At 67.9% G+C, this 22,921-nt stretch carries 21 protein-coding genes; 17 read left to right on the top strand and 4 right to left on the bottom strand.

All coding sequences use genetic code 11. From position 1 onward, the window contains the following. The first annotated feature begins 38 nt into the window (after positions 1–38). The 5 genes from pilB to AC16DP_RS18100 are packed head-to-tail and all read left to right on the top strand — an operon-like array spanning position 39 to position 7,243. A complete protein-coding gene (gene pilB, locus AC16DP_RS18120; RefSeq protein WP_329729381.1) occupies positions 39–1,745 on the top strand; it encodes a type IV-A pilus assembly ATPase PilB in 1,707 nt (568 codons plus the stop codon). 46 nt (positions 1,746–1,791) lie between these two features. Continuing rightward, positions 1,792–2,898 (top strand): type IV pilus twitching motility protein PilT, encoded by a 1,107-nt coding sequence (locus tag AC16DP_RS18115; RefSeq protein ID WP_329729380.1) that lies wholly within the window; start codon positions 1,792–1,794, stop codon positions 2,896–2,898. 51 nt (positions 2,899–2,949) lie between these two features. Continuing rightward, entirely contained in the window at positions 2,950–4,206 is a 1,257-nt protein-coding gene (gene pilC / locus AC16DP_RS18110) for a type IV pilus assembly protein PilC (RefSeq protein ID WP_329729379.1), read from the top strand. Positions 4,207–4,219: 13 nt separating this feature from the next. After that, a complete protein-coding gene (locus AC16DP_RS18105; RefSeq protein ID WP_329729378.1) occupies positions 4,220–5,824 on the top strand; it encodes a two-component system sensor histidine kinase NtrB in 1,605 nt (534 codons plus the stop codon). Positions 5,825–5,848: 24 nt separating this feature from the next. Then, positions 5,849–7,243 carry a sigma-54-dependent transcriptional regulator gene (locus tag AC16DP_RS18100; protein WP_329729407.1) on the top strand — a complete coding sequence of 465 codons (1,395 nt, stop codon included), beginning with the start codon at positions 5,849–5,851 and terminating at the stop codon, positions 7,241–7,243. Between the two features lie 18 nt (positions 7,244–7,261). Here the strand turns inward: AC16DP_RS18100 and AC16DP_RS18095 are convergent, their stop codons facing one another. From AC16DP_RS18095 to AC16DP_RS18080, 4 genes are all read right to left on the bottom strand, one after another. Beyond that, entirely contained in the window at positions 7,262–8,029 is a 768-nt protein-coding gene (locus AC16DP_RS18095) for an ABC transporter permease (protein ID WP_329729406.1), read from the bottom strand. Then, positions 8,029–8,991 carry an ABC transporter ATP-binding protein gene (locus tag AC16DP_RS18090; protein WP_329729377.1) on the bottom strand — a complete coding sequence of 321 codons (963 nt, stop codon included), beginning with the start codon at positions 8,989–8,991 and terminating at the stop codon, positions 8,029–8,031. The genes AC16DP_RS18095 and AC16DP_RS18090 overlap by 1 nt, the downstream gene beginning before the upstream one ends. Positions 8,992–8,995: 4 nt before the next feature. Continuing rightward, positions 8,996–9,898 carry a hypothetical protein gene (locus tag AC16DP_RS18085; RefSeq protein ID WP_329729376.1) on the bottom strand — a complete coding sequence of 301 codons (903 nt, stop codon included), beginning with the start codon at positions 9,896–9,898 and terminating at the stop codon, positions 8,996–8,998. Between the two features lie 95 nt (positions 9,899–9,993). Next, positions 9,994–10,638: a prepilin-type N-terminal cleavage/methylation domain-containing protein gene (locus AC16DP_RS18080; RefSeq protein ID WP_329729375.1), complete on the bottom strand. Its 645-nt coding sequence runs from the start codon at positions 10,636–10,638 to the stop codon at positions 9,994–9,996. Between the two features lie 298 nt (positions 10,639–10,936). Here AC16DP_RS18080 and AC16DP_RS18075 point away from each other — a divergent pair, with 298 nt between their 5' ends. The 12 genes from AC16DP_RS18075 to accB all read left to right on the top strand — a co-directional run bounded on the left by AC16DP_RS18075 (position 10,937) and on the right by accB (position 22,907). Then, a complete protein-coding gene (locus AC16DP_RS18075; protein WP_329729405.1) occupies positions 10,937–11,827 on the top strand; it encodes a prepilin peptidase in 891 nt (296 codons plus the stop codon). A 16-nt stretch (positions 11,828–11,843) separates the two neighbouring features. Beyond that, a complete protein-coding gene (locus AC16DP_RS18070) occupies positions 11,844–12,965 on the top strand; it encodes a sensor histidine kinase (RefSeq protein WP_329729374.1) in 1,122 nt (373 codons plus the stop codon). Between the two features lie 49 nt (positions 12,966–13,014). Beyond that, positions 13,015–14,430 (top strand): sigma-54-dependent transcriptional regulator, encoded by a 1,416-nt coding sequence (locus AC16DP_RS18065; protein WP_329729373.1) that lies wholly within the window; start codon positions 13,015–13,017, stop codon positions 14,428–14,430. Between the two features lie 214 nt (positions 14,431–14,644). Beyond that, positions 14,645–15,727 carry a type IV pilus assembly protein PilM gene (gene pilM, locus AC16DP_RS18060; RefSeq protein ID WP_329729372.1) on the top strand — a complete coding sequence of 361 codons (1,083 nt, stop codon included), beginning with the start codon at positions 14,645–14,647 and terminating at the stop codon, positions 15,725–15,727. 39 nt (positions 15,728–15,766) lie between these two features. Then, a complete protein-coding gene (locus AC16DP_RS18055) occupies positions 15,767–16,441 on the top strand; it encodes a PilN domain-containing protein (RefSeq protein ID WP_329729371.1) in 675 nt (224 codons plus the stop codon). 14 nt (positions 16,442–16,455) lie between these two features. Further along, positions 16,456–17,064 (top strand): type IV pilus inner membrane component PilO, encoded by a 609-nt coding sequence (locus AC16DP_RS18050; protein ID WP_329729370.1) that lies wholly within the window; start codon positions 16,456–16,458, stop codon positions 17,062–17,064. Positions 17,065–17,111: 47 nt separating this feature from the next. Next, positions 17,112–17,687 carry a pilus assembly protein PilP gene (locus tag AC16DP_RS18045; protein ID WP_329729369.1) on the top strand — a complete coding sequence of 192 codons (576 nt, stop codon included), beginning with the start codon at positions 17,112–17,114 and terminating at the stop codon, positions 17,685–17,687. Between the two features lie 67 nt (positions 17,688–17,754). Continuing rightward, entirely contained in the window at positions 17,755–20,472 is a 2,718-nt protein-coding gene (locus tag AC16DP_RS18040) for a type IV pilus secretin PilQ (RefSeq protein WP_329729368.1), read from the top strand. A gap of 36 nt (positions 20,473–20,508) precedes the next feature. Beyond that, positions 20,509–21,192, top strand: a complete 684-nt coding sequence (locus tag AC16DP_RS18035) for a hypothetical protein (RefSeq protein WP_329729367.1) — start codon at positions 20,509–20,511, stop codon at positions 21,190–21,192. A gap of 41 nt (positions 21,193–21,233) precedes the next feature. Continuing rightward, complete coding sequence (locus AC16DP_RS18030; RefSeq protein WP_267539747.1) at positions 21,234–21,596, top strand: roadblock/LC7 domain-containing protein; 363 nt, start codon at positions 21,234–21,236, stop codon at positions 21,594–21,596. A gap of 104 nt (positions 21,597–21,700) precedes the next feature. After that, the gene (gene efp / locus AC16DP_RS18025; protein WP_329729366.1) at positions 21,701–22,279 is read left to right on the top strand and encodes an elongation factor P; all 579 of its coding nucleotides are present in this window, start codon (positions 21,701–21,703) and stop codon (positions 22,277–22,279) included. Between the two features lie 31 nt (positions 22,280–22,310). Beyond that, positions 22,311–22,907, top strand: coding sequence for an acetyl-CoA carboxylase biotin carboxyl carrier protein (gene accB, locus AC16DP_RS18020; RefSeq protein WP_414640723.1), 597 nt, complete (start codon positions 22,311–22,313; stop codon positions 22,905–22,907). The last annotated feature ends 14 nt before the right edge of the window (positions 22,908–22,921 follow it).

Genomic DNA, 22,921 nt, shown 5'->3' with positions numbered 1-22,921 from the left:
GGCGCCATCAAGCCATTTCAACGTTCGAGGCCATCTGAATGTCCGGTCGACTTGGTGAACTGCTGGTTCGTGAGAACCTGATTTCCGTCCAGCAGCTGCGCAAGGCCCAGGAGGAGCAGCAGAAGAACGGGACGCGCATCGGCACCGCCCTCATCAAGACGGGAGCCATCGAGGAGTCCAAGCTCACCGACTTCCTCTCCAAGCAGTACGGTGTCCCGGCCATCAACCTGAAGGACTTCGACATCGACGCGGAGATCATCAAGCTCGTGCCGAAGGAAGTGGCCGAGAAGCACCTGGTGATTCCCGTCAACCGCGCCGGTCCGTCGCTCATCGTGGCGATGTGCGATCCGTCCAACATCTACGCGGTGGACGATCTGAAGTTCCTCACCGGCTACAACGTGGAGCCGGTGGTCGCCTCTGAAATCTCCATCCGCGAGGCCATCGAGCGCTACTACGCCGAGAAGGGCCCGGACATGAACGCCCTCGTGGAGGAGATGGCCGACGACATCGAGGTGGCCAAGGAGGAGGAGGAGGAGGGCAACGTCGAGCAGATGGCCCGCGCCGCCGACGACGCCCCCGTCGTCAAGCTGGTGAACCTCATCCTCCAGGACTCCATCAAGAAGCGCGCCTCGGACATCCACGTGGAGCCCTACGAGAAGGACTTCCGTGTCCGCTTCCGCATCGACGGCTCGCTCTACGAGGTGATGCGTCCGCCGATGAAGCTGCGCAACGCCATCACCAGCCGTCTGAAGATCATGGCGAACCTGGACATCTCCGAGCGCCGCCTGCCGCAGGACGGCCGTATCAAGATCAAGCTCGGCGGTGGCAAGGAGATGGACTTCCGCGTCAGCGTGTGCCCCACGCTCTTCGGCGAGAAGGTGGTGCTCCGCCTCCTGGACAAGAGCAACCTCCAGCTGGACATGACGAAGCTGGGCTTCGATGCCCAGCCGCTGGCCTGGTTCAAGGAGGCCATCGAGCGTCCCTACGGCATGGTGCTGGTGACGGGCCCCACGGGTTCCGGCAAGACGACGACGCTCTACTCGGCGCTCTCCTCGCTCAACCAGATCGACACCAACATCGCCACCGCCGAGGACCCGGTCGAGTTCAACTTCGCCGGCATCAACCAGGTGCAGATGCATGAAGACATCGGCCTGAACTTCGCCGCGGCGCTGCGCTCCTTCCTCCGTCAGGACCCCGACATCATCATGATCGGTGAGATCCGCGACTTCGAGACGGGCGAAATCGGCGTGAAGGCGGCGCTCACGGGCCACCTGGTGCTCTCCACGCTGCACACCAACGACGCGCCTGGCACGGTGAGCCGTCTGCTCAACATGGGCATCGAGCCCTTCCTCGTGACGGCCTCGCTCAACCTGATTCTCGCCCAGCGTCTGGCGCGCCGCCTGTGCCCCGCCTGCAAGCGGCCGGCGGAGAACGTGGACGAGCAGGCGCTGCTCAACGCCGGCGTGCCCGCCGAGAAGCTCGGCACCTTCACGCTCTACGAGAAGGTGGGCTGCCGCGAGTGCAACGACCGTGGCTACCGTGGCCGCGTGGCCATCTACGAGGTCATGCCCTTCTGGGATGGCCTCAAGGAGCTGGTCATCAACGGTGCCTCCGCCGCCGAGCTCAAGCAGGAGGCCATCCGCCTGGGCATGAGCTCGCTGCGCATGTCGGCCCTGGCGAAGATGATGGACGGCGTCACCACGCTGGACGAGGTGGTGGCCAACACGGCGCCCGACACCTTCTAACGCTCTCGCACCACCCGCCACACCCCATACCCGAAGGACGGTTTTCGTGAATCTGCACCAGCTGCTCAAGGCGATGGTCGAGAAGGGCGCCTCCGACCTCCACATCACCACCGGCTCCCCGCCCCAGCTCCGCGTGGACGGCGAGCTCGTGCCGCTCAAGACGGCCCAGCTCACCCCGGTGGAGACCAAGCAGCTCTGCTACTCCATCCTCACGGACGCGCAGAAGCACAAGTTCGAGGAGGAGAACGAGCTCGACCTGTCCTTCGGTGTGAAGGGCCTGTCCCGCTTCCGCGCCAACATCTACATGCAGCGCGGCGCGGTGGCCGGGGCCTTCCGCACCATCCCCTTCAAGATCCTCACCTTCCAGGAGCTCGGCCTGCCCCCCGTGGTGGCCGAGCTGGTGAAGAAGCCGCGCGGCCTCATCCTGGTGACGGGTCCCACGGGCTCGGGCAAGTCCACGACGCTCGCGTCCATGGTGGACAAGATCAACACCGATCGTCACGAGCACATCATGACGATCGAGGACCCCATCGAGTACCTGCACCCGCACAAGAACTGCCTGGTGAACCAGCGCGAGGTGGGTGCGGACACGCGCAACTTCAAGACGGCGCTCAAGTACATCCTCCGCCAGGACCCGGACGTGGTGCTGGTGGGCGAGCTGCGTGACCTGGAGACGATCGAAGCGGCGCTCGTCATCGCCGAGACGGGCCACACCTGCTACGCCACGCTGCACACCAACAGCGCGGTGCAGACCATCAACCGCGTGCTGGACGTGTTCCCCCCGTACCAGCAGCCGCAGGTGCGCGCGCAGCTGTCCTTCGTGCTGGAAGGCGTGATGAGCCAGTCGCTCATCGCCAAGGCGGGCTCTCCGGGCCGCGTGCTGGCGCTGGAGGTGATGGTGCCCAACCCCGCCATCCGCAACCTCATCCGCGAGGACAAGGTGCACCAGGTCTACTCGGCCATGCAGGTGGGCCAGGCCAAGTTCGGCATGCAGACCTTCAATCAGGCCCTGGCGCAGCTGCTGGCGCGGCGGCTCATCTCCCAGGAAGAGGCCTTCGGACGCTCGAGCGATCCGGACGAGCTGCGCAACATCCTGTCGGGCGCGGGTGGCGGCGTGCCTGGTCAGCGGCCGGCCGGTCCGGGCGGACGCTAATTCGCGAAATTCGACTGAGGGGATAGACTCACATCCCCCTCGGAGGGCTGTATGGCGGCAACGGCAACCCAGAAGTCTGCACCCCAAAAGTCCAAGAATACGGCCCAGTTCCTCTGGGAGGCCAAGACCAAGTCTGGCGAGACCAAGAAGGGAGAGATGGAGGCCTCCGACATCGAGGCCGTCAATGCCCGTCTCAAGTCGCTCGGTCTCAATCCCGTCAAGGTCCGCCGCAAGGGTCTTCTCGACTCCGACCTGAACATCGCTTTCGGGTCGGGCGTCACGGGCAAGGACATCCTCGTCTTCACCCGTCAGTTCGCCACGATGATCGACGCCGGCCTTCCGCTGGTGCAGTGCCTCGACATCCTCGGCAGCCAGATGGACAACCCGGCCTTCCGCAAGGTCGTGTTCGCCATCAAGAGCAAGGTGGAGCAGGGCTCCACCTTCGCCGACGCGCTGGCGGACCACCCCAAGGTCTTCGACGAGCTCTTCGTCCAGCTGTGCGCGGCCGGTGAGGTCGGCGGTATTCTCGACAACATCCTCAACCGTCTCGCGGCCTACCGTGAGAAGAACGAGAAGCTCAAGCGCAAGGTCAAGGGCGCGATGACCTACCCGGCCATCGTTCTCCTCGTGGCCTTCGGCGTGACGGCGCTGCTGCTCCTCAAGGTGACGCCGACGTTCGCGAAGATGTTCTCCGACTTCGGCCAGGCGCTGCCGGCGCCCACCCAGTTCGTGGTGGACCTGTCCGAGTGGGCGCAGAAGTACGTGCTCCACGCCTTCGGCGGCATCGGCGCCATCGCGGCGGCCATCACGTACACCTACCGGCATCCGCAGGGCCGGCGCTTCATGGACAAGGTGTTCCTGATGGCGCCCATCTTCGGACCCGTCATCCGCAAGGTGGCCGTGGCGCGCTTCACCCGGACGCTCGGCACGATGATCTCCTCGGGCGTGCCCATCCTGGACGCGCTGGACGTGACGGCGAAGACGGCCGGTAACCGCTCGGTGGAAGAGGCCATCTACTTCGTGCGCGGGAAGATCGCCGAGGGCAAGAACATCGCCGGTCCGCTGCTGGAGACGAAGGTGTTCCCGCCCATGGTGGTGCAGATGATCGGCGTGGGTGAGGCCACGGGCGCCATGGACACCATGCTCAACAAGATCGCCGACTTCTACGACGACGAGGTGGACACGGCCGTCGCCGGTCTCACGGCGATGATCGAACCGCTGATGATGGTGTTCCTCGGCGGCGTGGTCGGTGGCTTCCTCATCTCGATGTACCTGCCCATCTTCGCCATCGCCGGTGCCGTCAAGTAGCGTCGGTGGTCTCGTGCTGGCCGCGCCTCCGCAGGCAGACGCGCTGCGGACGCGGCTGGTGTGGCTCACCGTGTTCCGCACGGTGGCCGTCAGTCTGTCGTTGGTGGCGGTGGTGGCCCGGCTGCTGATGCAGCCGCTGGTGGAGGAGCCCAGCCGCGTCGACACGCTGTCCTTCACGGTCATCGGGCTCGTCTACCTCTTCACCCTGGTGTACGGCCTCATGCTGCGCGGAGGCCGGGCGGACCGGGTGGCGGCGGTGGTGCAGGTGGTGGGGGACCTGCTCATCGCCTCGGTGCTCGTCTTCCTCACCGGAGTGGGGGACAGCCCCTTCACCTTCCTCTACCTGCTGGCCGTCATCGGCGCGAGCATCGTGCTGGACGGCCGGGGCGCGCTGCTCGCCGCGGGAGCCGGGGCCATCGCCTACGGCTCGCTGCTGATGGCGGTGAGACTGCGGTGGTTGGAGCCGCCCCTGGGCGTGGGGGACATCAGCCGGCAGCGCCTGGCCTTCCTGCTGGGCAGCAACGTGCTGGCCCTCTTCCTCATCGCCGCGCTGGCGGGCTACCTGACGCGCCAGCTGTCGGCCACGGGCGGGCAGCTGTCCGAGCGTGAGGCGGACCTCAAGAAGCTCGACAACCTGCAGCGGCAGATATTGGCCTGCATGCCCTCGGGGCTCATCACCTGCGACGAGGCGGGGCGGGTCACCTTCGTCAACGGGGCCGCCCGCTCCATCCTGTCCCTGGAGGGGCGGCTGCCGCCGGACCTGCACGTGGAGTCCCTGCTGCCGGGGACGTTGGGGCCGGAGGCCCGCCAGCGCCGCCGGGAGCTCACGGTGCAGACGCCCGCGGGCCTGCGCACGCTCGGGCTGACGGTGACGGGGCTGGAGGGCAGTGGCGGCGGGGGCACGCTCGTCGTCTTCCAGGACCTGACGGAGCTGCGCCGCATCGAGGAGGACCTGAAGCGCGCGGACCGGCTGGCCGCCCTGGGGACGCTGGCCGCCCAGCTCGCCCATGAGATTCGCAACCCCCTGGCCGCCATGCGGGGCTCGGCGCAGCTGCTCGTCCAGGAGCCCGGAGGGGATCCCTCGTCGGCCAAGCTGGTGGAGATCCTCCTGCGCGAGTCGGACCGGCTGTCCAAGTTGGTGGAGGACTTCCTGCGCTTCGCCCGTCCGCCGCCTCCCGTCAAGCAGGCGTTGGACCTGGAGGTGCTGGTGGCGGAGACGGTGGCCATGCTGCGGGCGGATCCCCTGGCCTGGCAGGTGGGGGTGGAGCAGGTGCTGGCCCCGCTGCGGGTGCCGGTGGACGCGGATCAGATCCGCCAGGTGCTCATCAACATCCTGCGCAACGCCTTCCAGGCGGCGGGCCCGGGCGGCCGGGTGCGGGTGACGCTGGAGGGCGCGGACGAGCTGGCCCTGCTGCGCATCTGGGACTCGGGGGGAAGCATTCCCGCCACGGACCTGTCGCGCATCTTCGAGCCGTTCTTCAGCACCCGGGAGGGCGGCACGGGGCTGGGTCTGTCCACGGCGTACTCCATCGTGCGCGCGCATGGTGGCAACATCCGGGTGTCCTCCTCGCCGCAGGAGGGCACCGAGTTCCTCATCCAGCTGCCGGTGCAGGGTTGAGGGGGAGAAAGGGAGAGCGTGGCCGTGCACATCCTGGTGGTGGACGATGAGCTGTCGATGCGCGAGTTCCTGGAGGTGTTGCTGGCCCGTGCGGGCTACCAGGTGACGTGCGCGGACGGAGTGAAGGCGGCCCGGGAGGTGCTGGCCTCGGCGAAGGTGGACCTGGTCATCACCGACATGAAGCTGGGCGCCTCGCAGAGCGGGATGGACGTGCTGCGCGCCACGCGCGCGCTGCCCGAGCCGCCCGAGGTCATCGTCATCACCGCCTTTGGCACGGCGGCCTCGGCGGTGGAGGCCATGCGCGAGGGGGCGTACGACTACATCGGCAAGCCCTTCGACAACGAGGAGTTGAAGCTGCTGGTGCAGAAGGCGTTGGAGAAGCGCTCGCTGCGCCAGGAGAACGTGTCGCTGCGCGAGCACCTGGTGCCCGGCGCGGGGGTGATGGGGGTGGGGCGCAGCGAGCGGATGCGCGCCGTGTGGAGCCTGGTGGAGAAGGTGGCGCCCACGCGCTCGACCGTCCTCATCCACGGGGAGAGCGGCACGGGCAAGGAGCTCATCGCCAAGGCCATCCACCTCAAGAGCCAGCGGGCGGGCCAGCCCTTCCTTCCCGTCAACTGCGCGGCCCTCAACGAGGGCGTGCTGGAGAGCGAGCTCTTCGGCCACGTGAAGGGCGCCTTCACCGGCGCCACGCAGGAGCGGCCGGGCCTGCTGGTGCACGCGGGCGAGGGGACGGTGTTCCTCGACGAGATTGGCGAGGTGCCGCTGGCCACGCAGGTGAAGCTGTTGCGTGTGCTGCAGGAGCGCAAGGTGAAGCCGGTGGGCAGCTCGGCGGAGATTCCCTTCCACGCGCGCGTGGTGGCCGCCACCAACCGGCGCCTGGAGGCCGAGGTGAAGGCGGGGCGCTTCCGGGAGGATCTCTTCTACCGCCTCAATGTGATCACGCTGGAGCTGCCGCCGTTGCGCGAGCGGGCGGGAGACATCGCGCTCCTGGCCGAGCACTTCCTCGAGCGTCAGCGCAAGGAGCTGGGGCGGCCGGGGATGCGCTTCTCGCCGGAGGCGCTGGCGGTGCTGTCCGCCTACTCCTTCCCGGGCAACGTGCGCCAGCTGGAGAACATCGTCGAGCGCGCGGCCACGCTGGCGGATGGGGACGTGCTGACGCTGGCCTCGCTGCCGCCCACGCTGCGCGGTGAGCCGGCTGCGTCGCCGGTGGCGGCGGCTCCCTCGGCGGAGGTGCAGCTCGGCCCCGGCTTCTCGCTGGAGCACCACCTGGACGACGCCGAGCGGCGCTACCTGCTGGCCGCCCTCTCCCAGGCGGGCGGGGTGAAGATCCGCGCGGCGGAGCTGCTCGGGCTGACGTTCCGCTCCTTCCGCTACCGCCTGGCCAAGCACGGACTGTCGGACCGGGAGGACGAGGCCTGAGCCCCGCCTCCCCGGGCCTCAGCGGAAGTCGCGCCGGTTGAAGAGGATGATGGCCAGCGCTACCAGCACGCCGGTGAAGGCCACGCCGTACGTGGCGGCCGACAGCAGCTCGCTGGAGGCGATGGGGGCGTAGTACGTCGCGTGCGGCCGGTAGTTGAAGCGGGAGAGGTCCGGCAGCACGTAGTACACGGCCTTGCCCACCACCTGGATGGCGCCGCTCTGGGACTTGGAGGCCAGCGCGTAGATGTCCGACGACAGGTGGCCGGCGAAGTAGACGCTCACCGTGACGAAGGCCGACACCATCTGGCTGGAGAAGCTGGACATCAGGAAGCCCACGGCGCTGAGCACCCACAGCTCGAACCACAGCATGCCCACCGCCGCCAGGTGCGCCGGGCTGATGGGGCTCTGGTAGAAGAACATCATCGCGAAGAAGAGCGCGGCCATGAGCAGCTGCAGCACCGTCACGGTGAGCATGTTGCCCGCCAGCCGGCCCACCAGGAACGCGCCACGCGACAGCGGCTTGGACACCATGAGGAAGATGGTGCGCCTCTCGATCTCCCGCGAGATGAGCCCGCTGGAGAGGAAGATGGTGAGCAGCACCAGCATCAGGCTCATGGCCCCCAGGCCCACGTCGGTGATGACGCGATCGAACGTGCCGACGGTGACCTCCAGCACGAGCGTGGTGGACAGGAGCATGGCCAACGCGAAGATGGCCACCAGCAGGGTGACCCGGTTGCGCCGGGCCTCCCGGAAGCCATTGAGCGCCAGGGCGATGAACGGACCCATCACGAGATCTCTCCTCCCACGGGACCCTGCTTCGCCTCTTCCAGGGCACGCAGGAACAGTTCTTCCAACGAGAAGCGGGCGGGCTGCAGCTGGGTGACCCGCCCCCCCTGCTCCAGCACACGCTTGAGCATCGGCTGTGAATCCGACTCGCGCACGTGCAGCAGCACGCGGTTCTCCAGGGGACGGGCCAGCTCCAGGGCAATGCCCAGGGCCTGGATGCGCTCCAGGGGCAGCCCCTCCACCGTCATCTCCACGTGCGTGGCCTGCGAGCTCACCAGCTCCGCCACGCTGCCCTCGCGCACGCGCCGGCCACCCACCAGCACGGCCACCCGATCACAGAGCGCCTCCACGTCCGGGATGATGTGCGTGCAGAAGAGCACCGTGGTCCCGCGGTGGCGCTCCTCGAGGATGAGGTCGCGGATCTGCCGGCGGCCCACGGGATCCAACCCCGAGGTGGGCTCGTCCAGGATGAGCAGGGCGGGCTTGGACACCAGGGCCTGCGCCAGCGCCACGCGCTGCACCATGCCCTTGCTGTAGCGGCGGATCTGCAGGTTGGCGGCGCGGGTCATCTGCACCATGCCCAGCACCTCGGAGACCCGGTCATCCAGCTCCTTGCCGCTCAGGCCATTGAGCCGTCCCGACAGCGTGACGAACTCGCGGCCCGTGAGGTACTCGTAGGGCGCGGGGTTCTCCGGCACATAGCCCACCCGGCGGCGCGCCTCGCGCTCGGACGGGGGCAGGCCGAACAGCCGCGCCTCGCCTCCCGAGGGCTGCACCAGGTTGAGGAGGATCTTGATGGTGGTGGACTTGCCGGCGCCATTGGGCCCGAGCAGTCCATACACCTGGCCCGGCATCAGCGAGAGATCCAACGACTGCAGGGCGCGCACCTGCCGGTTCATGAGGAACCCGAGCCGGTACGTCTTGGACAGGTTTCGGATTTCGATGGGAGAGGGAGAGTCCATGGGTTCACTGCTCCATGGGCATGGCCCATTGGTAGCCACGGTTGTCGGGGGTGAAGATCTCGAGCCGCCGCTGCTGGGTGACGGAATAGGCGCGATCATCGGCTCCGATGAAGAACCCGCCGCCCTTGGGGTCGTACGGAGGCCTGTCCAGGAAGCCCAGCCACAGCAGCGTGTCCACATCCGGTGGGGCCACGCCGAACTGCTGGCGGAAGCGGGCGATGGAGTCCTCCACGTGCCGCAGCTCGGCTTCCATCTCCAGGTCCCGCACACGCTGCTTGAAGATCTCCCGCGTCTCCTCGTCCTCCGCGGAGCTCGCGAGGGTCCGGGCCAGCGCGAGGCCCGCGTCCACGCTCCCGGATTGGGCATACAGGCGGGTGGCCAGGGCCGGCAGGTACGAGGGCGCACCCGGCAGCTTCGAGGCCCGCTCCAGCAGCTGGGCGGCCTCCTGGTACTGCTTGTGGAAGGCGCTCAGGTTGTAGGCCAGCAGGATGTGCATCTTGAGATCGTCCGGGAACATCTTCAGGCCCTTGCGCAGAAGACGTGTGGACTCATCCGTGTTGGCCCAGATCTCCCGCCCCGTGTTGGTGGGCAGCGCGCTGCCGGCGAACACGTAGACGAGGCCAAATTTCGGATCCAGGTCCGTGGTGAGATCCGCATACGGGTAGATGTCCCCGTACTCCTCGGCGACGAAGGCGCGGCCGGTGGCCTGGATGGTCTGAAGCCAGAAATAGTCGGCGACCAGCTCCAGGTAGCCACGCCCGGCCAGGCGCAGCAGCTCCTGGCGAGGGAGCAGGGGCTCCTGGTGGGGACCTCGGGGTTGCTGACGAGGCGGCGCCGCGAGCAGGACGAGAGCGGTCAGGCAGAAGGCGCCGACCAGCAGGGCAGGCAGGGAAGTTCGCGACCTCATGGGCGGCATTAAAACAGAAAGGACACCCGGGTTTATGCCCGAGTGTCCTTTCATTCTCGACGGAGGCTCAGGGAGCCTGCCCGGCGACGGAGCGACTACTTGGTGGCGTCGCAGTCCACGTCGTTGAAGTTCATGAACGGCGTACCGGCCACGGCCATGGTCTCGTCACCGTTGCCGCAGTTGGCGGCGCCCGTGGAGTCACCCGTGGAGATGTACCAGGTGTCGATACCGTCGGTCTCGTTGTCGATGTTACCGGCGGCGATCGCGTCGATGTTGCAGCCAGGGCAGGTGCCGGAGATGCCGGGCTTCAGGGGCGCGCCGCCCGTGCCGGCGTGGGACACGCCGATGTCGACGAACTTCGGGTTGGTGGTGGCGCCCTTGAACTTACCGGCGTCCACCGTGATGCCGGTGGCGGACGTCTGGTCGGCCTTCAGGGCCGCGCCCTCACGCAGCTCCCAGGTCGGGTCCTTCACGAAGTAGTAGGCGTAGCGGTTGCCGCGCTCGGGGGCGTAACCGATGATCTTGATGTCCTGCTCGTAGCGGTCCTTCTCCTGCAGGAAGGCGCGCTGCGTGGTGAACCAGGCCTTCAGGTTGGCCTTGGCCTCGCCCTGCTTGGAGCGAGCCTGGAACTTGATGAAGTTCGGGATGGCGATGGCGGCGAGGATGCCGATGATGGCCACCACGATCATGAGCTCGATGAGCGTGAAGCCGCGGTTCTTGCGGGCGAACAGACGGGTCATTTGAATTTCCCTTCGGGTGAAGGAGGGGTTGCGGCCGAAGCCGTCGTGAGGAATAGCACGAACGGTGCCAGGGTCAAACCCTCGCAGCCTCCACGCTGATCCAGGATCTTGGCTCTGGCGCACGGCGCGGGTGACGGTTTTCGGGTGCCAATTTTTGTCACCGGGTGACAGGAAACGTCTGCCCCGGTGACGCGCTTGGGCCCTATGCTCCGCCATCCGGAGATGTTTGCGGAACGAAGGGACGCGGAACGTGACTCCTCAGGCGGTGGAAGGCGCGGCCGTGACGTTGGTTTTCGTCATGGGCCTGCTCTTCGGCAGTTTCTTGAATGTCGTGATCGCTCGCGTGCCCGCGGGCGAGAGCATCGTGCATCCCCGCTCGCGCTGTCCCCGTTGCGGGCATCAACTCGCATGGTACGAGAACATTCCAGTCCTGTCGTGGCTCGCGCTGCGCGCTCGTTGCAGCTCCTGCGGTCTGCCCATCTCCTGGCGCTATCCGCTCATCGAGCTGCTCACCGCGCTGCTCTTCCTGGCGTGCCAGCGCCGTTTTGGTTGGACCCCCGAGCTGGTGGCCGCCCTGGTGCTGGTGCTGTTGCTGGTGCCGCTCTCCTTCATTGATCTGGAGCATTGGATCCTCCCGCATGAGCTGACGTGGCCGGGCATCGCCGCCGGAGTGGTGTTGTCCTGGCCGATGGGGTGGGGGAGGGTGCAGGACGCCATCATCGGCGCGGTGGTGGGCTTCCTCGTGTTCTGGGGGATGGAGTGGTTGGGGGAGAAGATCTTCAAGAAGGAGGCGCTGGGCGCGGGAGACAAGGATCTGCTCGCGCTCATTGGCGCCTTCCTCACGTGGAAGCCGCTGCTCGCCGTCATCTTTCTCTCCTCGTTGCAGGGCGCGGTGGTGGGCTCGCTGCTGCTGCTCGTGCGTGGGCGTGCGGGACCGGCGCCGGACCCCGAGCCCGGGCCGGAGTCCACCCCCGCGCCGCCGGTGGGCCCGGAGCCGGTGGACACCGGGGGTGAAGAGAAGAAGGCGGAGGACGAGGAGGAGGAGGAGGACGACTGGGAGCCGGGCCCCACCAGCATCCCCTTCGGCCCCTGGCTGTCGCTGGCGGCGCTCGAGGTGATGTTGCTCGGTCCCTTGTTGCGCGAGGTGCTGCCGGTGCCGCTGGACATGCTGTTCGCGGGAGCGCGGTGAGGGAGGGCGGACGCGGATGAAGTGGCGGATCGCCAGCGTCGCCTTCCTGCTCAGCGTGGTGGGCACGGGCCTCACCTGGCTCACCCTGCAGCGGCCGTTGCTGGCGCTGCTGGAGGTGGCGCGGCACGGCTCGGTGCACGGCTCGCAGGAGGCGGTGGTGTTGTCGCGGACGCTGGGCTCGCTGCCCTTCCTCCTGGTGTTGGATCTGCTGCTGCTCACCGTCCTGGCGTACGGGGTGCTGGACTTCATGGTGGGCCGGCCGCTGAGGCGGACCGAGGTGGTGGTGGAGCAGCTCGGCCGGCTGGAGCTGGACGTCTCGGTCCCGGAGAGTCCGGGGCCGCTGCTCTCGCGCATCCAGCGGGCGCTCTCGCGGATGGCGGCGGCGCTCCAGGAGGAGCAGGAGACCACGCGGCGGCAGGTGGAGGCGCTGCGGGCCGCCAACGCGCGCCTGGCCCGGGCGCAGACGGAGCTCGTCTCGGCGGAGCGGCTGGCCACCGTGGGCCGGCTCGCCGCGGGCGTGGCCCACGAGGTGGGCAATCCGCTGGCGGGCATCCTCGGCTACCTGTCGCTGGCCGGGGCCCGCGTGAAGGATCCGGAGGTGCAGGAGTACCTCGGACGCATCGATCAGGAGGTGCAGCGCATCGACGGCATCGTCCGGGGGCTGCTGGAGATCGGCCGCCCCTCGCGCGAGCGGCTGGGGCCGGTGGAGGTGGGGCACGTGGTGGAGACGTGCGTGCAGCTGGTGAAGGTGGGCCGGGATTTCTCGCAGGTGCGGCTGGAGCTCGCCCTCACGCCCGGACTGCTCGCGCGGGCGGATTCGGGGCCGCTGTCACAGATCGTCATCAACCTGTTGCTCAACGCGGTGCAGGCCATGGGAGGGCAGGGGCTCGTCCGGCTCTCCACGTGGAGCGAGGCGGGGGAGGTGGTGCTGGGGGTGGAGGACACGGGGCCGGGCATCCCGGCGGAGGTGATGCCGCGCCTCTTCGAGCCCTTCTTCACCACCAAGGAGCCCGGTCAGGGCACGGGACTGGGACTGGCCGTCTCGCTCCATCTGACGGAGGGCATGGGCGGGCGGCTCACGGCGGAGAATGTGCCGGGCGGGGGTGCTCGCTTCTCCGTCCGGCTGCCAGCCATCTGAGGCGGAATCTGGCCGCGCACCCCGGAGTGGGCTAGTTCTGAAGGGTCCCATGGCCCTCTTCCGCAGCATCCTCGTCGCCGATGACGAGCCCTCCGTCCGCCACGTGCTCACCCTGGTGCTCTCGGGGTTGGGTTACGAGGTGCGCGCCGTGGCCGATGGGGAGGAAGCGCTGCGGGAGCTGTCCGCGCGCGGCTACGACGTGCTCCTGTGCGACGTGCGCATGCCCAGGCGCGACGGCCTGTCCGTGCTGCGCCAGGCGCTCGCCGAGCACCCGGGGCTGACGGTGGTGGTGATGAGTGCCTACGGCTCGCAGGAGCAGGCGCTCGAGGCGGTGGGGGCCGGCGCGTACGACTACGTGCGCAAGCCCTTCAAGCCCGAGGAGATCGTCTTCGTCCTGCGCAAGGCGGAGGAGCGCGAGCGGCTGCTGCGGGAGAACCGGCGCCTGCAGGCCTCCGGTGGCGTCTCGCCCGGCGACGGCATCCTCGGCGAGAGCGAGCCCATGCGCGTGGTGATGCGGCAGGTGGAGCGGCTCGCGCCGGTGGGCACCACCGTCCTCATCACCGGCGAGAGCGGGACGGGCAAGGAGCTCATCGCCCGGGCGCTGCATGCGCGCTCTCCCCGGGCCGCCATGCCCTTCGTCGCCGTCAACTGCGGCGCCATCCCCACGGGCCTCATCGAGAGCGAGCTCTTCGGCCATGCGCGGGGCGCCTTCACCGACGCGCGCACCGCCCGGCGCGGCCTCTTCAGCGAGGCCGACGGCGGCACGCTCTTCCTCGACGAGGTGGGGGAGCTGCCCCCGCCCGCCCAGGTGAAGCTGTTGCGCGTGCTCCAGGAGGGCGAGCTGCGCCCGGTGGGGGAGAACCGCGCGGAGAAGGTGGACGTGCGCGTCCTGGCCGCCACGCTGCGCGACCTGGGCCGGCTGGTGGAGCGGGGCGAGTTCCGCGAGGACCTCTATTACCGGCTCAACGTGGTGAACGTGCGCGTGCCCCCGCTGCGCGAGCGTCACGCGGACATCCTCGTGCTGGCCCGCGCCTTCCTCCTGCGCTTCAACCGCGAGCTCAACCGCGAGCCCCCCGTGCGCGGCTTCAGCCCCGAGGCCGAGGCCCTCCTGTCCTCCTATGCGTGGCCCGGCAACGTGCGCGAGCTGGAGAACGCCATGGAGCGCGCCGTGCTGCTGGCCGAGGGAGAGCTGATCCTCCCGGAGAACCTGCCAGAGCGGCTCTGGGCCACGCCTCCCCCGGCCAGCGCGCCCGCGCTCACCCCCACGCGTCCCTCCTCCGAGGCCAACCTCTCCCTCAAGCAGGCCATCCGCGACCTGGAGGAGTCCTACATCCGCGCCGCCCTGCGCCGCACCCGGGGCAACCGCACCCGCGCCGCCGAGGTCCTGGAGATCAGTCATCGGGCCCTGCTGTACAAAATCAAGGAGTACGGAATCGACGCGGACGCAGAGGGGGAGCGAGGCTGACTGGCTGCCCGGTAGAGGACGGAGCGTGAACCGGTGAGATTTGACGGAACGCGTCCGAAGCCGGAAAATCGGCCCTACAAGAGCGGCGTGGGTGCACCGCCGTGGGATTCCGGGGGACGAATTGGCCGTCTGCTGTCCGGGCAGGCGCGGAGCACTTTTTAGGAGGGCTCGCGAGCCGGTGCTACGCTGGCGGCCCCTCAGGAGCAATGACTGTATGGCGAAGGGAAAGCTGGCTCTCGGTCTCGATATCGGATCGACCTCGGTGAAGATGATCCTCCTCAAGGAGCAGCGCAAGCGCGGCCAGGTGAGCTACGCGCTGCAGAGCTTCGGCATGAAGCCGTTGCCTCCCGAGGCCATCGTCGACGGCGCGCTCATGAACTCCACCGCCATCGTCCAGGCGCTGCAGGAGCTCATGACCGAGCTGAAGATCAAGAACAAGGAGGTCGCCATCGGCGTCTCCGGCCACTCGGTCATCATCAAGAAGATCCAGATGCCCCGGATGAGCCAGGAGGAGCTCGAGGAGAGCATCCAGTGGGAGGCGGAGCAGTACATCCCCTTCGACGTGAAGGACGTGAACATCGACACGCAGATTCTGGACGCGGGCGGCAATGACGCCACCGGCCAGATGGACGTGCTGCTGGTCGCGGCCAAGAAGGACATGATCAACGACTACACCACCGTGGTCTCCGAGTCGGGGCTGCAGCCGGTGGTGGTGGACGTGGACGCCTTCGCCGTCCAGAACATGTTCGCCTCCAACTACGACGTCCCCGACAAGGAGACGGTGGTGCTCATCAACGCGGGCGCCTCGGTGGTGAACATCAACATCATCTCCAACGGCATCACCGTCTTCACCCGTGACGTCACCATCGGTGGCAACCAGTTCACCGAGGAGATCCAGAAGCAGCTCAACGTCTCCTACGAGGAGGCCGAGGCGCTGAAGATCGGCGGCACGCGCGGGGACTCGGACGCCGTGGTTCCCCAGGAGGTGGAGCGGGTGCTGCTGGGCGTGGCCGAGCAGGTGGCCGGTGAAATCCAGCGCTCGCTGGACTTCTACGCGGGCACCGCCGTGGACGCCAACTTCACCAAGGTCTACCTCTCCGGTGGAACCGCCAAGATTCCGGCGTTGTTCAAGACCATCGAGTCGCGCGTGGGCGTGCCGGTGGAGATCCTCAACCCGTTCCGGAAGATCGACGTGGACAACCGCAAGTTCGACCCCGCCTTCATCATGGAGGTGGCGCCGATGGCCGCGGTGGCCGTGGGTCTCGCATTGCGCAAGCCTGGCGACAAGCTCGGCTGATCCCTCCCCAGCTTCTTCGTCTTCGAAGGACCGACGCACATGATGATTCGTATCAACCTGCTGCCAGTCCGGGCCAAGGTCAGGCCGAACGCCGGACGCCAAGTCCTGGCGCTCCTCGCCTTCGTGCTCGTGGGCGCCTGCGTGGGCAACTACATGTGGTACGCCGATCGCGCCGGCGTGGTGGACAAGCAGGCCGAGGGCCTGTCCAACACCAAGCGCCGCATCGCCGATCTCGACAAGACGATCGGCGAGGTGAAGAACATCAACACCCGCAAGACCGAGGTGGAGAAGAAGCTCGCCGTCCTGGACGAGCTGCGCCGCGGCCGCTCCGGTCCGGTGCGCATGCTGGACGCGCTGTCCACCGCGCTGCCCAAGAAGGTGTGGCTGCGCGTCTTCACCGAGGAGCGCGGCAACGTGAAGCTGGCCGGTTCCGCCGTCAGCCATGACGACGTGGCCGAGCTGATGCGCAACCTCAACAGCATGGTGTGGACGCCCAAGGGCATTGGCCGCCTGGTGGAGCAGCGCCGCGATGCCAAGACCTCCCGCGTGGAGCTGGTGGCGGCCGAGGCCGCCATCGAGGAGTTCCCCGTGACGGACGTCAAGTCCTTCTTCTCCAACGTGGAGTTGAAGAGCACCCAGCAGGGCGCCGCCAAGGCCGGTGAGGTGAGCACGGTGGTCTTCGACATCTCCCTCAACGCCAACTACGCCATCTGAGAGGACCTGGAGCCATGGACAAATACCTCGAGAGGCTCGCCAAGGCCCCCCCCGCGGTCCGCTTCGGCGGACTGGCGGCCCTGGTGGTGCTGCTGACCGCCGCCAACTTCTTCTTCGGCATCCAGCCGCTGGAAGTGCAGATGGAGCGGCAGCAGGCCGAGCAGCGCAAGCTGGACCTGGAGCTGGCGGAGAAGAGCGAGATCGCCCAGAACCTCAACGAGCGCCGGCGCGAGATGGACGTGCTGGAGCAGCGGCTCGCCGAGGCCCTCACCGAGCTGCCCGAGAACAAGGACATCGAGGAGCTGCTCGCGCAGATCAACGACATCGGCAAGAAGTCCGGGCTGGAGATCGCCCGCGTGGAGCCGGGTCCGGAGACGGTGGGCGGTGGTGATTTCTTCGCCCGCATCCCCATCAAGGTGGTGGTGAGCGGCAACTACCACGAGATCGCGATGTTCCTGCAGGAGGTCTCGACCATGCGGCGCATCGTCAACGTCAACAACATCAAGCTCGATGGCGCCAAGGTGAAGAGCGAGAAGGTGATGCTCAACAGCTCCTTCCTCGCCACCACCTTCCGCTTCGTCAACACGGCGAACGCGGGTGAAGGCAAGAAGAAGAAGAAGTAGCAGAAACTTGATCGGTCCTGGAAATGGGGCGACAAGGGGACCCGCGGATGAAGACGTTCCACTCCATGTTGATTTCGGGGGCATTGGCCCTCGCCCTCGCCGGTTGCGGCGAGGAAGCGCCTCCGCCTGCCGCGGCCGCGTCCAAGCCGAAGGCCGAGGCCCAGAAGGAAAAGGCCGCGGCGCCGGTGACGACGGTGACGGCCGCGCCGGGGTACGTCTACAGCTACAATCCCATGGGCCGGCGGGATCCGTTCCGCAGTCCCATCGAGGACATGGTGCGCGAGAATCCGCAGCCCGGTGCCCAGGTGTCGGCCTGCACCGAGCCGCTGTGCCAGTGGGACATCGATCAGCTCAAGCTGGTGGCGGTGGTCACCGGTGACGCCAACCCCATGGCCATGGTGGAGGACCCGATGGGCCGCGGCCACATCGTGCGCCGCAACACCCGGATGGGCCGCCAGGGTGGCAAGGTGACGCAGATCCTCCGTGAGGAGGTCATCGTCACGGAGACGACCACCACGGCGGACCGGGTGGTCTACAACCCGGTGAAGCTGGAGCTGAAGCAGCGTGAGGGCCGGGTGGACCCCGCCTACGACCTGATGACGGGCAAGAACTGGGAGCCGTAGGGGCCCGGTGACCTGGGCGCCGGGAAGTGCGGCGCCCAGGGCCCATTGCAACTTGTTGAGGGGAAGCATGCTCGAGGAGAGCGCTGTGACGAGGGGCAAGTTGATGAGCGTGGTGGCCGCCCTGGCGGTTGCCATCGTGGGTGTCGGGGCCGAGGCCGCCGAGCTCAATACGTTGCGCGACCTGAAGGTCGTGCAGACGGGTTCGGGCGCCCAGGTGGTGGTGGCCGGCACGCGGGCTCCTACCTTCACCGTCTTCCGGCTGAGCGGTCCGGAGCGGCTGGTGGTGGACCTCTCGTCGGCGGACGCCACGGGCATCAAGGGACACCACAACGGACAGGGACCGGTGGCCGGAGTGGTGGCCTCCCAGTTCTCGGACGAGCGCGCGAGCGTGGGCCGGGTGCTGGTGGCCCTGCACCAGGCCGCGCAGTACGACGTGCGCGCGGACGGCAACAAGGTCATCATCTCCGTGGACGGAGCGGTGGCCGAGGCGAAGGTCGCCGAGGCGAAGGCGCCCGAGGCCAGGGCGGAGCCGGTGACGCCGGCCGCGCCCGAGCCGAAGCCCGCCGCCGTCGCCAGCGCCGCGCCCGCTCCGCAGGTGGCCCCCGCGCCGCGGCCGGCCGCGGCCGAGCCGCAGGAGAAGAAGTCCGCCGCGCTGCCCGAGAACGTGGTGGCCGCCGAGGCGGACGAGCGCGAGGTGGCCCACCCGGCCCGCCGCATCACCGGCCTGTCCTTCGCCCGTGACACCCTGAGCATCCGCGCGGACGGCGAGGTCGCCCGCTACGAGGTGCTGGAGCTGGCGGATCCCCCCCGGCTCGCGGTGGACGTGTACGGCGTGGGCCTGTCGGCGCGCGCTCCGCGCGTCCGCTCGGGCGTGCTGAAGGACGTGCGCGTGGGCGCCCACTCGGACAAGGTCCGGCTGGTGCTCGACGTGCGCGGGCAGATGCCCGGCTACGAGGTGGAGCGCACCGGCCGCGGCCTGGAGGTGGTGCTCGGTGGCAAGGTGGCCCGCAAGCCGGCCGACACGCCCGAGAAGGTCGTCGCCGAGAACGAGCCCGTGCGCGTCAAGCCCGTGGACGCCCAGCTGGCCGCCGTCGAGGTGAAGGACCTGACCTTCGACGAGAACGAGTCCGGTGGCCGGGTGAACCTGAAGCTGTCGGGCGCGGTGGCCTGGAAGGTGGAGCGGCCGGATCCGCGCAGCGCGGTGCTGTCCATCGAGAACGCCCGGCTGCCGCGGCGCCTGGAGCGCAGCCTGGACACCAGCGCGCTGGAGACGCCGGTGAAGATGATCAGCGCCTTCGCGGTGCCCGGCGAGGGCAACCGGGTGCGCGTGGTGGTGGCCGCGGATGGCGCCATCGAGGAGAACGTGAGCCAGGTGGCCGGTGGCCTGTCCTGGCGGCTGAGCGTCAAGGGCGTGAAGACGGAGCAGGTGACCGTCACCCAGCGCACCGCCGGCTTCACCGCCGAGGCGCCCACCTATGCCTCCGAGGGCGCGCCCCAGCAGGCCCGCTACCGCGGCAAGAAGGTGTCCTTCGAGTTCAAGGACATCGACATCCAGAACCTGCTGCGCGTCATCGCGGAGATCTCCAAGAAGAACATCGTCGTGGCCGATGACGTGAACGGCAAGGTGACGATCCGCCTGCGCAACGTGCCCTGGGATCAGGCGTTGGATCTCATCCTGCGCACCAAGTCGCTGGGCAAGGAGGAGATCGGCAACATCGTGCGCGTGGCTCCGCTCAAGACGCTGGAGGAGGAGGCCCGGCTGCGCCAGGAGCGCAAGAAGTCGCTGGTGGCCCAGGAGGAGCTGCTGGTGAACCTCATCCCGGTGAACTACGCGTCGGCCAACGACATGTCGAGCCGCGTCCGGGACGTGCTGAGCGAGCGCGGCACGGTGACGGTGGATCTGCGCACCAACGTGCTCATCGTCAAGGACGTGCGCGCCAACGTGGAGAAGGCGCGGGCCCTGGTGCGCAACCTGGACACGCAGACGCCGCAGGTGCTCATCGAGAGCCGCATCGTCGAGGCCAACACCTCGTTCAGCCGCGAGCTCGGTGTGCAGTGGGGTGGTCAGGCCTCGGCCGCGCCCGCCACGGGCAATGCCACCGGCCTCATCTTCCCCAACACCGCGGTGGTGACGGGTGGCATCGAAGGCACGTCGCCGGGCGTCTCCGACATCCCCAACTTCGCCGTCAACCTGCCGGTGGGCGCCGGTCTGGGCACCGGTGGTGCGCTGGGCTTCGTGTTCGGCTCGGCCGGTGGTGCGCTCGCCCTCAACCTGCGCCTGTCCGCGGCGGAGAACGAGGGTGTCGTGAAGACCATCTCCGCCCCGAAGGTGACGACGCTGGACAACAACACCGCCCGCATCAGCCAGGGTGTGTCCATCCCGTTCAGCCAGGTGTCCGCCTCCGGTGCCAACACCACCTTCGTCGAGGCGCGTCTGTCGCTCGAGGTGACGCCCCACGTCACCCAGGATGGCAGCATCATGCTGACCATCAACGCGGCCAACAACCAGCCGGATCCTTCGCAGACGGGCGCCAACGGCCAGCCCGCCATCCAGCGCAAGGAGGCCAACACCCAGGTGCTGGTGAAGGACGGCGATACCACCGTCATCGGCGGTATCTACGTGCGCCGCGGCAGCACCCAGAGCAACTCGGTCCCCTTCCTCTCGAAGATTCCGGTGCTGGGGCTGCTGTTCAAGAACTTCCGCGAGCGTGATGATCGCCAGGAGCTGCTCATCTTCATCACGCCGCGCATCCTCAACCGGCAGACGATTTCCCAGTCCCTGTAGCCGGTCTCTCTGCCCTACGGTCCAAGGAGTCGATTCATGAAGCGATTGATGGCGATTGCGGCACTGGCGTTGGCGCAGGCGGGTTGTGTGGCCAACCAGGGTGATGCGGCCGTGCGGTTCCTCGATGCCCGGGCGCTGACGTTCGAGGAGGGCGTGGGCTGCACGCCCGCCGATGACTTCGTGATCGGCTCGGGCCTTCTCGACCTGTCCGGTAGTCTGAACTACCTGCTGGCGATGAGCGTCGAGACGAACAACTCCGTCCAGTCCATCACCGTCAACCAGGAGGAGTTCTCGGGCCAGGGGCTCAGCGACATCACCCTCAACGAGATCGTCTACTCCTACAAGTTCATGCCGCAAGGCGGTACCGATGCCACGAATCTGATCGACACCGAAGAGGAGACCAGTGCCATCTACCGCGTCTTGCGTCCTGGGACCAGCGCGGAGGAGAGCTACGTCTTCATGAACGCGTTCGGCCCCAAGGCGGTCGCGGCACTGCCCGGCAAGGGGGCTGGGACCGTGTTCGCCACCATCAAGGCCCGGGGACGGCTGAGCAGCGGTCAGACGGTGGAGAGCAACAAGTTCACCTTCCCGGTGACCGTGTATACAAGTGGTGCAACCTACGACTGCACGGATCCGGATACAAAGCCTGCCGGCACTTGCGTAAGGGGGCAGGATGTCCTCGTCCCCAGTGGCTCCAACGGCTGCGTTGATGCCACCTAGCGCTTGACCCACTTCCCCGCGCCTCCTACAAGCCAGACGCCATGTCCTTCCGCACGCACCTCGAGTCGGTGGTCAACCAGGTAGACGGGGCCCTGGCCTGCAGTGTGATGGGTTTCGACGGGATCTCCGTGGACACCCATCAGAAGGAAGACGCGGCCGAGCTGGAGCTGAACGGAGCCTGGGTGGAGTACGCCAACCTGCTCGGTCAGCTCCGCCAGGCCGCCGAGACGCTCAAGACGGGGGAGGTCCAGGAGGTCAGCGTGAACAGCGAGCGGGTGCTCACGCTGATGCGCCTCATCTCCCCGGAATACTTCCTGGTGCTGGCGCTCCGGGCGGACGGTAACTATGGAAAGGGCAGGTACGTCCTCCGGGTGATCGCCCCCAAGATTCGCGCCGAGTTGTAGGCCGCCGAGCGGACGGCGCAGCGCGCCGCGCCTTTCCCCTTTGCAAGGCGCGGCGCCTCGGCTAGACACCCCGGACTTTTCAAGCTGTCCGAAGGAGCCTGTCCATGGCTGGTGTCATTGATACGTCCGAGTTCCGCAAGGGCATGAAGATCGAAATCGACGGTGAGCCGTTCGAGATCGTCGAGTTCCAGCACGTCAAGCCGGGCAAGGGCTCGGCCTTCGTGCGTACGTCCATCCGCAGCCTGCTGACCGGGCGTGTGCTCCAGCCGACCCTCAAGTCCGGCGAGAAGGTGGCCAAGCCCGACATCGAAGAGAAGGACATGCAGTTCCTGTACGAGCAGGGCGGCGACTTCTACTTCATGGACACCCGCAACTACGAGCAGACCTTCATCAGCGCCGAGGTCCTCGGGGAGTCCAAGAACTTCCTGAAGGAGAACATCAACGCGGCCATCCTGTTCTACAACGGCAAGGCCATCGGCGTGACGCTGCCGAACTCGGTGGACCTGAAGGTCACCAAGTGCGATCCGGGCGTGCGCGGCGACACCGTGTCCGGCGCGCTGAAGCCGGCCACCATGGAGACGGGCTACACCGTCAACGTGCCGCTCTTCATCAACGAGGGTGACATCCTCAAGATCGACACGCGCGACGGCAAGTACCTCACGCGCGTGGCCACCGCGGGCTAAGAGCCCACTGCGGTTCAGGGAGGGGACGGAATTGGCAACCAAGCGCAAGGCAGTGCGAACGGAGCCCGTGGCCACCGTGCAGCCGGGGAGCGCCCGGATCGAGGGCAACACCACGTCCCTGGACGTGGAGGCGCTCCGGCAGATCGTGGAGATCCTCGAGGCCTCCGAGGTGACGCGGCTCGTCTGGCAGCGGGGTGAGGAGAAGCTGTTCATCCGCCGTGGCCCCGTGCCGGCGCCCACCATCGTGCACGCCGCTCCGGTGTCGCCCTCGGTGAGCCCCGCGCCGGTGATGGCCGCCGCGCCGGTGATGGCCGCGCCTGCTCCCGCCGTGCACCATGCTCCGGCCGCGCCGGCTCCGGCTGCCGCGGCTCCGGCGGCGGAGAAGCCCGGTCACGCCGTCACCAGCCCGTTCGTGGGGACGTTCTACCGGACGCCCGCCCCGGATCAGCCCGCTTTCGTCGAGGTGGGCACGGTGGTGAAGAAGGGCCAGGTGCTCTGCATCATCGAGGCCATGAAGCTGATGAACGAGATCGAAGCCGACGTGGCGGGCCGCGTGGCGGAGATCCTCGTGGAGAACGGGCAGCCGGTGGAGTTTGGCCAGGCGCTCTTCCGCATCGAGCCGGTCTGACATAGCGGGCGCCC

The organism is Archangium sp., assembly GCF_057119385.1.
This window is presented reverse-complemented; position numbering and strand designations above follow the sequence as displayed.

Coding starts and splice junctions, on each gene's coding strand:
- pilB (WP_329729381.1), top strand. CDS start 39: ATGTCCGGTCGACTTGGTGAACTGCTGGTTCGTGAGAACCTGATTTCC.
- pilC (WP_329729379.1), top strand. CDS start 2,950: ATGGCGGCAACGGCAACCCAGAAGTCTGCACCCCAAAAGTCCAAGAAT.
- AC16DP_RS18095 (WP_329729406.1), bottom strand. CDS start 8,029: ATGGGTCCGTTCATCGCCCTGGCGCTCAATGGCTTCCGGGAGGCCCGG.
- AC16DP_RS18090 (WP_329729377.1), bottom strand. CDS start 8,991: ATGGACTCTCCCTCTCCCATCGAAATCCGAAACCTGTCCAAGACGTAC.
- AC16DP_RS18085 (WP_329729376.1), bottom strand. CDS start 9,898: ATGAGGTCGCGAACTTCCCTGCCTGCCCTGCTGGTCGGCGCCTTCTGC.
- AC16DP_RS18080 (WP_329729375.1), bottom strand. CDS start 10,638: ATGACCCGTCTGTTCGCCCGCAAGAACCGCGGCTTCACGCTCATCGAG.
- AC16DP_RS18075 (WP_329729405.1), top strand. CDS start 10,937: ATGGGCCTGCTCTTCGGCAGTTTCTTGAATGTCGTGATCGCTCGCGTG.
- AC16DP_RS18070 (WP_329729374.1), top strand. CDS start 11,844: ATGAAGTGGCGGATCGCCAGCGTCGCCTTCCTGCTCAGCGTGGTGGGC.
- AC16DP_RS18065 (WP_329729373.1), top strand. CDS start 13,015: ATGGCCCTCTTCCGCAGCATCCTCGTCGCCGATGACGAGCCCTCCGTC.
- pilM (WP_329729372.1), top strand. CDS start 14,645: ATGGCGAAGGGAAAGCTGGCTCTCGGTCTCGATATCGGATCGACCTCG.
- AC16DP_RS18055 (WP_329729371.1), top strand. CDS start 15,767: ATGATGATTCGTATCAACCTGCTGCCAGTCCGGGCCAAGGTCAGGCCG.
- AC16DP_RS18050 (WP_329729370.1), top strand. CDS start 16,456: ATGGACAAATACCTCGAGAGGCTCGCCAAGGCCCCCCCCGCGGTCCGC.
- AC16DP_RS18045 (WP_329729369.1), top strand. CDS start 17,112: ATGAAGACGTTCCACTCCATGTTGATTTCGGGGGCATTGGCCCTCGCC.
- AC16DP_RS18040 (WP_329729368.1), top strand. CDS start 17,755: ATGCTCGAGGAGAGCGCTGTGACGAGGGGCAAGTTGATGAGCGTGGTG.
- AC16DP_RS18035 (WP_329729367.1), top strand. CDS start 20,509: ATGAAGCGATTGATGGCGATTGCGGCACTGGCGTTGGCGCAGGCGGGT.
- AC16DP_RS18030 (WP_267539747.1), top strand. CDS start 21,234: ATGTCCTTCCGCACGCACCTCGAGTCGGTGGTCAACCAGGTAGACGGG.
- efp (WP_329729366.1), top strand. CDS start 21,701: ATGGCTGGTGTCATTGATACGTCCGAGTTCCGCAAGGGCATGAAGATC.